This window comes from Actinomycetota bacterium (genome assembly GCA_040754375.1).
GTDB lineage: Bacteria > Actinomycetota > Acidimicrobiia > Acidimicrobiales > AC-14 > JBFMCT01.
Genome location: JBFMCT010000061.1, coordinates 1 through 13,528, shown reverse-complemented (window position 1 = coordinate 13,528; position 13,528 = coordinate 1). Strand labels below are relative to the sequence as shown.

Annotated in this window: 16 protein-coding genes; 8 read left to right on the top strand and 8 right to left on the bottom strand. The window is 74.3% G+C overall.

Annotation, left to right across the window (positions count from 1 at the left end; translation table 11 throughout):
* Window positions 1-150: 150 nt before the first annotated feature.
* Together AB1673_16475 and AB1673_16470 are read left to right on the top strand one after the other, a co-directional pair.
* Window positions 151-1,689, top strand: coding sequence for a hypothetical protein (locus AB1673_16475; protein ID MEW6155559.1), 1,539 nt, complete (start codon window positions 151-153; stop codon window positions 1,687-1,689).
* The gene (locus tag AB1673_16470; protein MEW6155558.1) at window positions 1,690-2,883 is read left to right on the top strand and encodes a hypothetical protein; all 1,194 of its coding nucleotides are present in this window, start codon (window positions 1,690-1,692) and stop codon (window positions 2,881-2,883) included.
* Window positions 2,884-2,908: 25 nt separating this feature from the next.
* On the opposite strand, the gene AB1673_16465 is transcribed toward AB1673_16470, so the two are convergent.
* The gene (locus AB1673_16465; protein ID MEW6155557.1) at window positions 2,909-4,531 is read right to left on the bottom strand and encodes an iron ABC transporter permease; all 1,623 of its coding nucleotides are present in this window, start codon (window positions 4,529-4,531) and stop codon (window positions 2,909-2,911) included.
* Between the two features lie 56 nt (window positions 4,532-4,587).
* Window positions 4,588-5,631, bottom strand: a complete 1,044-nt coding sequence (locus AB1673_16460) for an iron ABC transporter substrate-binding protein (GenBank protein MEW6155556.1) — start codon at window positions 5,629-5,631, stop codon at window positions 4,588-4,590.
* Between the two features lie 163 nt (window positions 5,632-5,794).
* Here AB1673_16460 and AB1673_16455 point away from each other — a divergent pair, with 163 nt between their 5' ends.
* From AB1673_16455 to AB1673_16440, 4 genes are all read left to right on the top strand, one after another.
* Window positions 5,795-6,760: a hypothetical protein gene (locus AB1673_16455; GenBank protein MEW6155555.1), complete on the top strand. Its 966-nt coding sequence runs from the start codon at window positions 5,795-5,797 to the stop codon at window positions 6,758-6,760.
* On the top strand, window positions 6,757-7,800 hold the full coding sequence (locus AB1673_16450; GenBank protein MEW6155554.1) for a hypothetical protein: 1,044 nt from the start codon (window positions 6,757-6,759) through the stop codon (window positions 7,798-7,800). Before AB1673_16455 ends, AB1673_16450 begins: the two co-directional genes overlap by 4 nt.
* Window positions 7,801-7,863: 63 nt before the next feature.
* Complete coding sequence (locus tag AB1673_16445) at window positions 7,864-8,940, top strand: hypothetical protein (GenBank protein ID MEW6155553.1); 1,077 nt, start codon at window positions 7,864-7,866, stop codon at window positions 8,938-8,940.
* A gap of 75 nt (window positions 8,941-9,015) precedes the next feature.
* On the top strand, window positions 9,016-9,561 hold the full coding sequence (locus AB1673_16440) for a hypothetical protein (protein MEW6155552.1): 546 nt from the start codon (window positions 9,016-9,018) through the stop codon (window positions 9,559-9,561).
* 72 nt (window positions 9,562-9,633) lie between these two features.
* Here the strand turns inward: AB1673_16440 and AB1673_16435 are convergent, their stop codons facing one another.
* A complete protein-coding gene (locus AB1673_16435) occupies window positions 9,634-9,849 on the bottom strand; it encodes a hypothetical protein (protein ID MEW6155551.1) in 216 nt (71 codons plus the stop codon).
* A gap of 122 nt (window positions 9,850-9,971) precedes the next feature.
* Between AB1673_16435 and tal the strand changes: the two genes are divergently transcribed.
* Complete coding sequence (gene tal, locus AB1673_16430; protein MEW6155550.1) at window positions 9,972-11,072, top strand: transaldolase; 1,101 nt, start codon at window positions 9,972-9,974, stop codon at window positions 11,070-11,072.
* Window positions 11,073-11,094: 22 nt separating this feature from the next.
* Here tal and AB1673_16425 read toward each other — a convergent pair whose 3' ends face one another.
* The 5 genes from AB1673_16425 to AB1673_16405 form a co-directional block, all read right to left on the bottom strand.
* A complete protein-coding gene (locus AB1673_16425) occupies window positions 11,095-11,391 on the bottom strand; it encodes a WhiB family transcriptional regulator (protein ID MEW6155549.1) in 297 nt (98 codons plus the stop codon).
* A 115-nt stretch (window positions 11,392-11,506) separates the two neighbouring features.
* Window positions 11,507-11,770, bottom strand: a complete 264-nt coding sequence (locus tag AB1673_16420; GenBank protein ID MEW6155548.1) for a WhiB family transcriptional regulator — start codon at window positions 11,768-11,770, stop codon at window positions 11,507-11,509.
* 44 nt (window positions 11,771-11,814) lie between these two features.
* Window positions 11,815-12,057 (bottom strand): hypothetical protein, encoded by a 243-nt coding sequence (locus AB1673_16415; protein ID MEW6155547.1) that lies wholly within the window; start codon window positions 12,055-12,057, stop codon window positions 11,815-11,817.
* On the bottom strand, window positions 12,054-12,806 hold the full coding sequence (locus AB1673_16410) for a hypothetical protein (GenBank protein ID MEW6155546.1): 753 nt from the start codon (window positions 12,804-12,806) through the stop codon (window positions 12,054-12,056). The genes AB1673_16415 and AB1673_16410 overlap by 4 nt, the downstream gene beginning before the upstream one ends.
* 179 nt (window positions 12,807-12,985) lie before the next feature.
* Window positions 12,986-13,297: a hypothetical protein gene (locus AB1673_16405; protein ID MEW6155545.1), complete on the bottom strand. Its 312-nt coding sequence runs from the start codon at window positions 13,295-13,297 to the stop codon at window positions 12,986-12,988.
* 30 nt (window positions 13,298-13,327) lie between these two features.
* On the opposite strand from AB1673_16405, the gene AB1673_16400 reads away from it, so the two are divergent.
* Window positions 13,328-13,528, top strand: a 201-nt coding sequence (locus AB1673_16400) for a hypothetical protein (GenBank protein ID MEW6155544.1), incomplete at its 3' end; no start/stop codon positions are given.

Below are 13,528 nucleotides of genomic sequence, written 5' to 3'. Positions count from 1 at the left end.
GGGCCGGGGTGGCGGGCGGACGAGGGCGGGAGGGGCGGGCCGGAGGGCGGGAGGGCGGGCGGGCGGGGCGGGGCGGGGCGGGGCGGGGGGAGGAGCTAGCCAGGCTAGGGTGCCCGGCCGATGCTCGGGCGTGTCCGTGGGATTGGCCCGTTGTGGGTGGTGGCGGTGGTGGCGGGGTTGGGGGCGGTGCTGCGGGCGGGGCCGTTGGTGGCCTACGGCACGTTCTCGGCCCGGCCCAACTACGACGACGGGGTCAACTTCACGGCCGCGGCGTTGCTGACCGAGGGCCTGCTCCCCTACCGGGACTACTTCTACGCGCACCCGCCCGCGGGGCCGCTGCTGCTGGCCCCGGCCGCGGCCCTGAGCCGGTGGGTGGGGGCCGACCGGGCGTTCGCCCTGGCGGGGCTGGGGGTCGTGGCCCTCGCCGCCGTGACCATCTTCCTGCTCGGGCGGCTGTGCTGGAAGCTGTGGGGGCCGGCCGCGGGGGTCACGGCCGCGCTGTTCTACGCCGTGCACCCCGAGGTGATCGTGGCCGAGCGCACCACGTTCATGGAACCCGCCCTCAACCTGGCCTGCGTCGTCACGGCCACCATGTGGCTGGGGGGAACGGGCAAGGGCCCGATGGACAACCGCCGGGCGCTGGCTGCCGGGGTGGCCGGCGGGGTCGCCCTGACCTTCAAGGCGTGGGCGCTGGCGTGGGTGCTGGCGGCCCTCGTCTCGGCTCCCCGGGAGGGGCGGCGGGCCGCGCTGGGGCGGTTCGGGGCCGGTGCAGGAGCGGCAGTGGCTGTCGTTTGCCTGCCCTTCGCCGTGCCCGCCCTCGGGACGTTCGTGGAGAACACGGTCTTCTTCCACCTGTGGCGGCCGCCCGACGGGACGATGAGCACGGCCACCCGTGTCCACGAGATGTTGGGCTTCCACCCCCTCAACTGGCGCATCCCCGAGGGCCGCCACGCGGCGACGTCGCTGTTCGCGGTCGGGGGCCTGGCCGTGGCCTTGGTGCGGGCCCGGCGGCCCGACCACCGGGGCGAGCGTTTGGTGGCCGCCGCCTACGTGCTGACGTTCGCCGCCTTCCTGGCCGGCCGCTCCTACTTCACCCACTACAACGCCCACCTGGCCCTGGCCGACACCGCCCTGGCCGGGCTGCTGGTGGGCACCGCTTGGCGGTGGCTGGCCCGCACCCGTTCCCGGCCCTGGGCCCCGGCCGCCCTGACGTCGCGGGCCGGGACGGCCGCCGTGCTGGCCCTCGTCGTGGCCGTGCCGGCGTGGATGTCGCTCCAGCGGGCCCTCGACGACGCCCGCTCCCAGTCGCCCGAGCTGGTGACCCTGGGGCACCACATACGACGCCTTCCCGCGGGCGAGTGCCTGCTCACGTTCGAGCCCATGTGGGGCCTGGCCGGCGGCCGTCTGCCGTCGGTGGTCGAGGGCGCGCCCATCGTCCTCGACCCCTACGGGGTCATGGTCTTCGAGGCCGTCCGAGACGGGGGCCGCTTCGGCGACCTGGCCAGCCTCTACGCCGACCCTCGGTCCCAGCCCACGGTGCGAGCGCTGCTGGAGCGGTGCCGGTTCGTCATCCTCGGAGGCCGAGAGGTTCAGTTCTCCGAGGGCACGGCCGCGTGGTTCCGGGAGAATTACCGGGTGCGTGACACACCGGGGGCGCCTTATGACATCTGGGAGCGGGCGGGGCCATAGATGGCCGGCGTTCTCGCCCGGATCGACCGTGCCCTCACCCCGCGCCAGCCGGTCGCCATCGCCACCGCGCCCCCCGACGGCCGGCGGCGGGCCATCTTCGCGGCCGCCGCCCCGCTGGCGGTGGCCGCGACCGTGCTCTTCTCGTACGTCGTCTTCGCCCTCGTTCAGAACGACGTACCGCCTCCCGAGCGGGCCGGCCTGCCCGTGCTGGCCCACTGGGACGGGCAGTGGTACCTCGACATCGCCCAGTACGGCTACCGGGGTGAGGGTGGCACCAACCCCGAGTTCCGGGCCGAGTTCTTCCCGCTCTTCCCGGCCATGGCCGCGGCCGTACACGCCCTGCTGCCGTTCGTGCCCCTGGACGTGGCCGGCAGCGGGCTCAACATCGTGCTGGTGCTGGCCGCCGTGGCCCTCGTCGACCGGGTGGCCCGGGGGTGGACGCTGGGCCAGCGCTGCCTGCTGGCCGCCTTCTTGGTCACGGTGCCCAACGCCTTCTTCTTCGTGTGCTTCTACGGTGAGGCCACCCTGGCCTTCTGCGCGGCGGTCGTTATCTGGGGCCTGCGCACCCCCGACCGCCTGCTGGTGGCGGCCGCGGGCGCGGCCCTGGGCACGTTCGCCCGGCCCGTCGGGATCCTGCTGGCGGTGCCCGTGCTGCTGGAGGCGGCCCGCCGTCCCCGCCAGCGCGCCAGCATGGCCGCCGGGGGCATCGTGGCCGGGGGCCTCGGTGGCCTGCTGCTCACCTACCAGCTAGCCGCAGGCTCGCCCATAGCCTTCATCCACGCCCAGTTCTCCAACCCCGAGTGGCGCGACGAAGGGCTGGGCCGGTTCGGCCTGGCGGCCGCGTGGGCCAAGGTCAAAGACGCCTTCGTGGGGATCGGGTGGGAGGACTTCGGCGCCCAGCCCGTGGGCGTGCTCGCCTTCTTGCTGGTCGTGGCCTTCGCTGTGGCCGCCTGGCGGTGGGACGCCCGGCTGGCCATCGGGGCCCTGGTCATGGTGCTAGGACCACTGGCCTTCCAGCCCCTGTCGGCCCTTGCCCGTTACCTCGTCCCCACGTGGTCGGCGTGGGTCGGGGGCTTCGCGGCCGTGCGCCACCGCCGGGTGGCCATGATCGCCGTCGCCGGGCTGTGCGCCGCGGGCTACGCCTGCAACCTCCACCTGCTCGATCGCTTCTCCCGCTGGATGTTCGTGGGCTGACCGGCCCCTAAGGGCGACGGTGACCTCAGCCTGAGCCACGCCCGGCACCGGCTCCGGGGCCCGGAGGGACGACCGTTCCCGGACGGGGCCCGGCCGCGCCGGCCGGTCCCACCCCCACCCGGCGCGACAGCACCCAGGTCGGGACGGCGGCCAGCGCCACGAGCAAGAAGGCGGGCAGGGCGGCCTCCCCGAAGGCCGCCACCGACGTGGACGACCACATGAGGGTGGCCAAGGTGTCGAAGCCGGTAGGGCCCAGCAGCAGGGTGGCCGGCAGCTCCTTCATGCAGGTGAGGAAGACCAAGGCGGCCCCGGCGGCCACCCCGGGGGCCAGCAGCGGGGCCGTGACCGTGCGCAGGACGGCCAGCGGTCGGCGGCCCAGCGATCGGGCCACCTCGTCGAGGACGGGAGGCGCCTGCACGGCCGACGAGTAGACGGCGCTGACGGCCAGGGGCAGGAACAGGACGAAGTAGGCGAAGACCAGCACAGGCAGGCGCTGGTAGAGCGGGCCCAGCCGCACGGAGAAGAAGACCAGCGCCAGCGCGATGACGATCCCCGGCAGGGCGTGGGCCAGGTAGGTGGCCCGCTCCACGGCGCCCGCCACCCGGCCCCGGTAGCGGGCAGCCAGCAGGGCCGCGGGCACGGCGGCCACCGCAGTGACCGCCGCCCCCAGCGAGGACGAGAGCAGCGAACCCCAGGCCGCGTGGCGGACCCGGCCGAGGTCGAGGTCGAGCTGGGCGGCCTCCAGCAGCCAGCGGCCCAGGGCGACGGCCGGCAGCCCGAGAGCGAGGACGGCCACACTCACCGGGACCACCAGGGCCGCCCACCGGGCGCGGCCCAGGGCGACCATGGCCGCCTGGCGGTGCGTACCCCGCCCGCTGTGGTAGCGGGCCCGGCCCCGGGTGCGGGCCTCGGCCGTGACGATGGCGAACGTGAACACCAGCAGGAGGCAGCCGAGGACCACGGCGGGCGTGCGGTCGAAGCTGGCCTGGTATGCGAGGTAGATGTTGCGGGTCAGGGTGTCGAAGCGCAGGATCGACACCGCCCCGAAGTCCGACAGCACGTACAGGGCCACCAGCAGCGAGCCGGTGGCCGCCGCCGGCCTCAGCTGGCGGAGGGTGACCCGCCAGAAGACGCGGACGGGCCCGTCCCCAAGCGACCGGGCGGCCTCCTCCATCGACGGGTCCATCCGGGCCAGCGTGGCGGCCACCGGTAAGAAGACGTACGGGTAGGAGAGCAGCGTGAGCACCACGAACGCGGCCCGGAACCCGTCGAAGCGGGGGAAGCTGCCCAGGTAGGCGAAGGCGGCCACGTAGCTGGGGACGGCCAGGGGGAGGGCGGCCACCACCTGCCACAGACGCCGGGCCGGCAGGTCGCAGCGTACGGTCAGCCACGCCAGGGCCACACCGATCACCACGCTGGCGCCGGTGACGGCGGCCGCCAGGCCCAAACTGCGGGCCAGCAGGCGGGCCGTGGGCTCGCTCCACACGGTGGCGGTGACCGCCGCCCACCCACCCTGGCCGGCCCGGATGAACAGGTAGACGACGGGGACGAGCGAGGCCGCGGCCACCACCACGGCCGGGACCACCAGCAACAGCGGGGCGCGCCCGCGACCCGCCCCCCGGGGGGCCGGGGGGGCGGGTGCAGGCACGACTTCAGGCGGGGCCAGGGCGAGAGCCCCGTCTCGGCCCCGCTCGTCTTCGGGGATCAGAGCAGCCCGGACTCGCGGATCATCGTGAGAGTCTGCTCCAGCGTGTCGAGGCTCGACAGGTCGATGTCGGGGCTCTGGACCTGGGCCAGGGGGACGAGCCCGGCGATGGCCGGTACACCTGAGGCCAGGGGGTACTCGGACGTCTTCTCGGCGAAGAACTCCTGGGCGGGCCGCGAGATCAGGTAGTTGACGAAGCGGGCGGACGCGGCCGGGGCCTTGGTTGACTTCAGGACCCCGACGCCGGCCACGTTTATCAGCGCCCCGGGGTCACCGTTGGTGGTGTAGGCGTTGCGAGCCACGACCTTGTCCTGGCCGAGGTTCTTGATCCGCTCGAACAGGTAGTAGTGGTTGATGAGCCCGATGTCGACCTGGCCCTCGTCGATGGCCGCCAGCAACGGGTTGTTGCCGGTGAACGTCTTCGGCTCGTTGGCCTTGATGCCGGCCAGCCACTCCTTGGTGCGAGCCTCGCCGGCCTGGACCCGCATCGCCGTGACGAACGCCTGGAACGAGGCGTTGGTAGGGGGGATGCCGATACGGCCCTTCCACTTGGGGTCGGTGAGTTCGAACACCGACTTGGGCACCTCAGCCTCGGGCACCTTCTGGGGGTTGTAAGCGATCACCCGAGCACGGCCCGAGACCCCCACCCATGTGTTGTCCCGGGAGCGGTACTTGGCGTCGACGGCCGATACCGCCTCGGACGGCGAGCTGGCCAGCAGGCCCCGCTTGGACAGGGCGCCAAGAGCACCGGCGTCCTGGGAGAAGAACACGTCGGCCGGCGAACGGGAGCCCTCCTCCACGATCTGGGCGGCCAGAGCGGCGCTGTCGGCGTACCGCACCTCGACCTGGACCCCTGTTTCCCGGGTGAACTGCTCGAACAGGGGCTTGACCAGGCTCTCGCCCCGGCCGCTGTAGACGGTGATCCTGTTGGGGCCGGGGTCGGTGGTCGCCGTAGCGCCGGCCGTCGTGCCCGGCTGGCCCGCGGGCTGGGTGCCGTCGTCGCCGCACGCCACTGCTAGCAGGGCCAGCACGGCGGCCGTCACCGCCAACCTCGGTCGGGTCCGAGTCACAGGGCAACCTCCACATATCTCTTAGGACGACCTAACTCTAGTACTTCACCACACCTGACCGCGGCACGCCAGTTCGCATCTCCTCCTTTATAAGAATGATTTCCATTTTAGGTCCGGGAGCGTCTAGGGTCCGGGCATGGACGAGATCAAGGTCCCCGTGACGGTTGTACTGGCGGGCGGCGAGCGGCCCATGGCCGAGGTCATCGGCTTGCTCGGCCGGCTGGAGCCCGGGCTCGTGGCCGCCCTACCGCGCGGCTGGGCCCGCCCCGCGGGCACGGCCGCCATCGAGGTCAGCCAGGCGGTCGGGCCGCGCACCCCCGGGTGCCCTTGCTGCGCCGTACGGGTCGACGTGCGCACCGTGGTGGGCCGGCTACTGGCCCGCCGGCACCCACCGCCCGCCGTCGTCGTGGGCGCGGGCCCGGCGGACGCCGCCCCTCCCCTGCTCTCCCCCCTCCTGTGTGACCCGTGGTTGACCCGGCGGTCCGCTCTCGGACCGGTGGTGGCCGCTCTCGACGGCCCCGAGGCCGCCGTCCGCCTGCGCACGGGCGGGGAGGCGGTGAGCGGCGCGATCGCGGCCGAGCACGTGGCGCTGGCCGACGTGCTGGCTGTCACCCGGGCGGCCGAGCTCACCGCCGGAGCCCTGGCCGAGGTACGGGCCGCCCTGGCCGAACGCAACCCGTTCTCGCCCGTGTGGCTAGCCGGGCAGGAGGCCTTGCCGGCCTGGCCGGCGAGCGGCGACGCCTGGGCCCTGACGGCCGTGGCCGCCCGTCTCGACTCCATCGAGGTCCCTCCCGGGTCTACCCCGTGGACGGCCCTGTTCGACATCGAGGGCCAGGCCCCGCCTGAGGCCCTCCGGGCATGGGTGTCGAGCGCCGTCCGGGAGACGGCCGGGGCCCTCACCCGCCTCCAAGCCGTCGTCCCACTCACCGGCGGGACGAGCCGCTGGGTGTGCTCGGCCGTCGGTTCCTACTACTGCTCGGGCCTCGGGCCGCCCGCCCCGCCCGGTGCCCCACCCCGGGCCCGGGTGCTGATGGCCGGGCACCGCCTCGAACGCTCCGCCGCTCTGGAGCAGCTGCGCGACGTCCTGGCTACGCAGGCATGACGGCTGTGCAGTTCGAGCCCCGCCTGCGGCCTGTCGGCAGCTACCACCTCGACGAGGCTGTGAGCACGCTGGCCTGGTCACGGACCGGCCGGGCACTGGCCGCCGGTTCGTACGGGGGCGAGGTCGTGATGGCCACAGGCGACGGCACGCGGGCCGAGCGCCGCCCGGGCGCGGTGGTGGCCCTGGGTTGGTCGGGCCGGGCCGGGGTGCTGGCTGCGGCTTACGAGGGCGGCGCCGTGCTGACCTGGCCCCTGGGGGGCTCGCCCCGCACGACCTCCGTCGAGGCCACGGCCGACGACCTGGCCTGGGGCCCCGACGGCACCTTGGCGGTGGCCACCTCGGCCGGCGTGGTGCTGCTCGACCGTGGGGGCGAGGTCGCCGACCGGTGGCCGGCGGCACCGGGCGTGGCCACCGTCGTGTGCTGGGCCGGCGACCGGACGCGCCCCGTCCTGCTCGTAGGCGGCATCGAGGGCGTGGTCGAGCTCGAGGTCCCGTTCGTCGGTGCGCCCGGGCGGACGTGGACGATGGCGGCCGTGACCGCACTCGCGGCGGACGGGGCCCCGGGCACGGTCGTGGCCGGCACCCTGGGCGGCGACCTCGAGGTGGTCGAACGGGGCGGGCCCGGCGCCGTCACCGGCCGTCGGGTGGCCCGGGGCCCGGTGTCGGTCGTGGCCTGCTGCTCGTCCCCGGCCCCCCCGCAGGTGGCGGTGGTGGCCGACGGCTGGTTGCGGTGCTGGCGGCTCGGGCCGCCCGGCTCCGTCCCTGACGGGCCGCGCCGTCTGGCCGGCCACGACGACTGGGTGGTGGCCGCCGCCTTCTCGCCCCGGGGAAACCTGCTGGCCTCCACCGGGCTCGACGGCAATCTCGTGCTGTGGAGCCCGGCGGCCACGGCCGAGCCCCTCGAGATCCGTAAGGTCGGGGCCGAACTGGGCCCGGTGGCCTGGGGGCCGCAAGGGGCGTCGGTGGCCGTGGGTGGGCCCGATGGGCGGGTCTCGGTCCTGTCGTGCGAGCGCCTGCTGGCCGGTGCCGGACCGGGCTGAGGTCCGCGCTACTGCCCGTGACCGGGTAGGCGCCCGAGAGGCCCGGCGTGCCAGGCTGGCGGGGTGCGCCGCCCCTCGTTGCTCGCCGCCGTCCTCGCCGCCGTCGTGCTGTCGGCGTCCGCCTGTTCGGACGGCACCGTGGGCGCCGACGGGGAGGTCACGGTCAGCGGGAGGTTCGAGGGGCCCGACGGCCGGGCGTTGGCCGGGGCCGACGTCGTGCTGCTCAACCCCAGAGCCAGCGACGACGGCCCCCCCTCGGTCGAGCTGACGGCCGGCACCCTGGCCATGGCCTGCCTGGCCCCGGGCCCGCCCGCCGAATGCGAAGCGGCGGCACGTACGAGGACCGACGCCGACGGCGCGTTCCGGTTCGAGCTGACCGGCCGCGATGTACAGGGCCCGGACGGCAACCCCGCCATCGTCCACCTGGCGGCCGCCGCGCCCGGAGGCGGCCCGGCTGTCGGTGCCCGCTTCCAGGTGGCCCGCCGGAGCTTGACCGTTCCCACCCTCGGCCTGTGGGCGCCCGACCTGGAGCTGACCACGGGCCGCACCGTGCGGGGTGAGTGGACGGCCCGCGAGACCGGCAGCATCGAGCGGCTGGTCTTCTTCGCAGGTGCCGGGCAGGGCCGGGCCGGCTCGATCGTTTGGATAGCCGACGGCCGCCCGACCCTATCGGTCGACCCGCGGGTGCTGGAGGACAGCGTGGGGACGGCTGCGGTGGAGTCCCTGGGGTCGGCCGAGGGCGACGGCACGACCTTCCGCCTGACGTACCGGTCCCGGCCGGTGGCCTATACGGGCCAGGGCGGTACGCCCGCCTCCCGGCTCCTGGAGTGCACACCCGAGCCGTGCGCGGTGACCGACGGCGACCTGACCGCCCCGGCCCAGGGCGAGTCTGCCGGAGGTGGGGAGGTGTCGGTCGACTTGGGCAGTTCCATGACACCGACGCTCGTAGTGGTCCGCGGTTGCCCGGCGACGTGCGACGTGCAGACCTCGGTCGACGGCCTGACCTTCCGCACCGTCGGTTCGGCGGCCACGCCCTTCGCCCTCGTCACCCCGGTGCTCAGCGCCCCTGTGCGCTATGTGAAGGTGGCGTCCACGACCGACCTCGGGGCCCTGGCCGAGGTCTCGGTGTGGCTGACGTGACCTGCGTCTCGGCGTGACAGGCTGGGGCCGGCGGTGGGGTCACCGCAGCCCCCTGGGCTGCCGGGGCGGCGTACGATGGCCGAAGGTACCGGAGACCGGGAGGACGCCATGGTCCAGCACGGAGCGACCCTCGTAGGGCCCGAGCGGCCCGGCCAGGCCGGCGGGCAACCGCCGTCGGGCGCGGCCCCGGGGGCGGCCCCGGGACCGACCCTGGGCCTGGCACCGCCGGGACCGGACGCCCGCCCCGAGCGCGGCCGCCTCGACCGGGGCACGGCCCTGCGCATCGGCGTCGGGGCGCCCGCCATGGCCGTCGTCAACATCTTGGTCGAGCCCCTGCCGGCCGACCCCCAGGCGCCCGTGCCGGTCCTGGCCACGGCCCTGTTCCTGGTGTTCATCACCGCGGTGGTGGCCACCGCGACCACGGCCGCCCGCCGCCTCCCCCGGGCCCTGGGTTGGGCCATGCTGGCCGGCGCCATGGCGGTGGTCCTGGCCGTCGCCTGTCCCTTGTCCGGACACCACGCGGGCGTGGGCTGGTGGTGGTACACCCAGATGGCACTGTCCACGGGCTTTCTGGCCGTAGCCGCCCGCGGACTGCGCCAGCACCGGTCGGCCCCGAGCTGAAAACCCCACGAAACCTGCGCGGAAAGCGTGGGCGAAATGCCCGCCTTTCCCGCGCAGGTTTCGTTCGGTTTGTTAGGCGGCGCGGGACTGGGGGGCTTCCCAGCCCTGGGACACCTCGGCGATGGGGACGAACACGTCGCTCCCGCCGTCGAAGAGCCACAGGGTGCGGGTGTGGCCCCGCCCGGCCGAGACGAGCGTGGCGTCGTCGATACGCGTGCCGTCGGCCAGGGCCAGGCTCACCTGGCGGCCCTCCAGTTCCCTCAGGTCCTTGATCTGCTGGTTGCTCATCTCGACCTCCTTCCTTCCCCCTTGGTATCGACCACCAACCACGACGACTTGATACCCGCGGTCCCCGGCTGGGCAGGAATGTGCAAGGGTTGACTAAGCCGTACGGCGGCAAGGAGGTGGCCATGACCAAGCTCCACGAACTGTTCGAACAGGTCGGCCAGAGCCCGTGGGTCGACAACCTGCGCAGGGCCGCGATCGAGTCGGGAGAGCTGTCCCGGGCGGTGGACGACGGCATCCGGGGTGTCACGTCCAACCCGACGATCTTCCAGAAGTCGGTGAGCGAGGGTGACCTCTACGACGCCGAGCTCTCCGAGCTGCTGCGGGACCGGTCGGTGGAGGACGCCTACTGGGAGATGGCCATCGCCGACGTGAGCGCCGCCCTCGGCCTGCTGCGGCCCGTCTACGACCAGAGCGAGGGCGGCGACGGCTTCGTGTCGATCGAGGTGGCCGCCTCCCTGGCCCACGACACGGCCGGGACGATCGAGGCCGCCCGCTCGCTGAGCACCCGCATCGCCCGGCCCAACCTCCTGGTCAAGATCCCGGCCACGGCCGAGGGAGTGCCCGCCGTCCGGCAGATGATCGCCGAGGGCCGCAGCGTGAACATCACGCTCATCTTCAGCCTGGCCCGCTACGACCAGGTGATCGACGCCTACCTGGCCGGGCTGGAGGACTACGACGGCGACCTGTCGCGAGTGCACTCGGTGGCCTCGTTCTTCGTCAGCCGGGTGGACACCGAGGTCGACCGCTGCCTCGAGGCCATCGCCACCCCCGAGGCCATGGCCTTACGGGGCAAGGCGGCCGTGGCCCAGGCCAAGCTGGCCTACCGGCTCTTCCGCGAGCGGTTCTCGGGCCCCCGCTGGGAGGCCCTGGCCGCCCGGGGCGCCCGGCTCCAGCGCCCGTTGTGGGCGTCGACCTCGACCAAGAACCCGGCCTACCCCGACCTGCTCTACGTCGAGCCCCTCATGGGACCGGACACGATCAACACCATGCCCGAAGCCACCATCGAGGCCCTGTGCGCCCACGGCACGGTGGCCTGCACCGTCGACCAGGACGCCGACGAAGCCCAGGCCGTCCTCTCGGGGATCGAGGCCGTGGGCGTCGACCTGTCGGCCGTGGCCGAGACCCTGGAGTCCCAGGGCGTGGCCAGCTTCGAGAAGTCCTACGACGACCTGGTCGCGGCCCTGGAGGACAAGGCCGGCGCCCTCCGGGCCGCCACCACCTGACGGCCCGGCGCAGGTAGCCCTGTCAGGAGGCCTGGCGGCGGCGTTCGGCTAGGCGGCGGCGGCGGATGGAGCGGCGCTCGGAGGCGTTGGCGCCGCCCCAGATGCCGTAGGGCTGGTTGGTGGCGATGGCGAACTCGAGGCACGCCACCCGCACGGGGCAGGTGGCGCAGATCGCCTTGGCCTCCTCGGCCTGCTCGACGGCGTGGTCGTCGAGCTCGCCGGCGGGGAAGAACAGCCCTGTGGGCAGGGCCCGGCAGGCGGCGCGGCCCAACCAGACCTCCGCCTGGCGCGGGGATCGGGTGGGGGCGGTGGCGGTCATCTGGGGCACGGGCGGCTTCCGATGGTCGGCGGGCAGGCAAAGGCGCGTCGGCGGGGGCGCCGAGCGGTGCCCTACCCCGCTAAGGCAGGCTCCACACCCCCCGGCCGCAGATTTCTCAGGCCGCCCGGCGGGCCGCCTCCCGGCGACGGCGGCGGGCCCGGCGCCGCTCGGCTTCGTCCAGACCACCCCAGACCCCGTCCTCCTGGCGGGTCTGGAGGGCGAACTCCAGGCACTCCTCCCGCACCGGGCAGGTGGCGCACACGGCCTTGGCCTCGGCCACGCCCTCCTCGGTGAGCGGGAAGAACAGGTTGGTGTCGAAGTCGCGGCACGCCGCCTCCAGGCGCCACCTGATGTCGGTGCGAGGGTTCGTAAGTGCCATAGCACTCTTTCAACACCAGGGCCGGCCTGGGCATTTCCGGCCCGTCAGCCCGCCCCCAGCTCCCGTAAGGCGGTACCCAGGGCCGACTGGAGGCGGCGGGCAGACCCCGGCGAGAGATGGGCGACCAGGCCCGTGCCGGGCCGTCCGTCCTCCTCGAACGTGACCTCGACCCGCAGGTCCTCGCAGTCCTCACAGTCGTCGGTGATGGCCACCGCCCACGACACCCGGGGATGGTCACCGTCAGCCCCGCCGTGCTCGTCGAACGCGAAATCGACCGACTTCTTCACGCGGGCCCCTCCAGAGATCGGCGCAACAGGGCAATGAGCTCTTGGGGGCCACCGTCAGCCGGGAAGACGGTGAGCAGCGAGCTGGCGGCGATGGCCGCCGCCTGCGGGTCGGGGGACGGCCCCCCGTCGATGGCGGCCACCAGCCGGTCGGCCAGCCGCCCCGAGCCGGCCACGGCCACCACCCGCCGGCCGGCGGCGAGGTGGGCCTCGGCCTCCCGGGCGGCGATGCGCCCGCCCCCGAACAAGACGACCACCGCCGGGGCCGATGCCGCCAGCGCGGCGGCCAGGGACATCAGCACCCCGGTCTCGTCACCCCACTCCTGGGCGTCGACCAGGACGAAGTGGGTGTGGTGGGGCTCCAGGGGTGTGAGCGCCATGGGGTCAGGGCCCTCGTCGGTGCGGCCCGGCCAGGTGACAAGGGGCTGCGGGGCCACTCCCACCAGCGGCGCGTGGTGGCCGTCCATGGCCGCGCCCAGGGCCGCGAAGATCCCGGCATCGGTCGCCCCGGTTACAACCGTCAGGCCCTCCTTGACGGCCAGGGCGGCCAGGCCGTCCTCCAGCACGTCCGTGAGCCGGCCCTCCACCTCGGGGGCTAGCAGTGCCGTGCTCCCGTTGACGATCATCGTGCCCGCGGGCACGGGAAGACCGAGGGCCGATACCAGCTCCTCGCCGCCCGCGTTCGACGGAGCCTGGACGGCCAGGGCCGACCGGCCATTAGCGAACCGGATGTCGAGGATGGGCAGGCTCACCTCGGCCGCTGGTCGACGGCCTGGACCGAGGCCCGACGGCGCAGCCCGTCGTCCTGCTCGCCCGGCCGCGCCAGCCCGGCCGAGCACGTCAGTGCTCCTTCGGTAAGACCTCGGGCAGAGAAGGGGAGCACGCTGCCAGTCTGGCAAACGGGAGCGGGCCCGGGCTCTAGGCCCGGGCTCTAGGCCTGGGCCAGGCCCCGGACGGCCAGCGCCAACCCGGCCACGACGATGGCCGCCGAAGCCACTACGGGCGCCAGGCCCATGAGGCCGGCCAGCCGGGACGACGGGAGGGCCGACAGCCGCCTCTCGATGCCTGTACGCGCCCGGGCCAGCAGCAGGCCGACGGCTACCAGCGAGGCCGCCATGCCCAGCCCGTAGCCCACGATGAGCAGGAGCCCGAACCACGCCTGGCCCAGGGCCAGCGCGCCCAGCACGACCACCACAGCCGACGGAGTAGGGACCATGCCCCCGGCCAGGCCCACCATGAGCATCTCCCGCCGACTGGCCCCCGGCGCCAGATCGTGGCTGTGCCCGTGGCCGCCCCCGGAGCCATGGGAGTGGCCGCCACCCCGCTCATGCGGGCGCCGGCCGCGCTCGCCCTGCCCTGGCAGGGCCCCGAGCCCATCACGCTCCCGGTGGCCACCTCCCACCGGGCCGCGGGCCGGGTGGTCGCGGGCCGGGTGGTCGCGGGCCGGGTGGTCGTGGGCCGGGTAGTCGTGGGC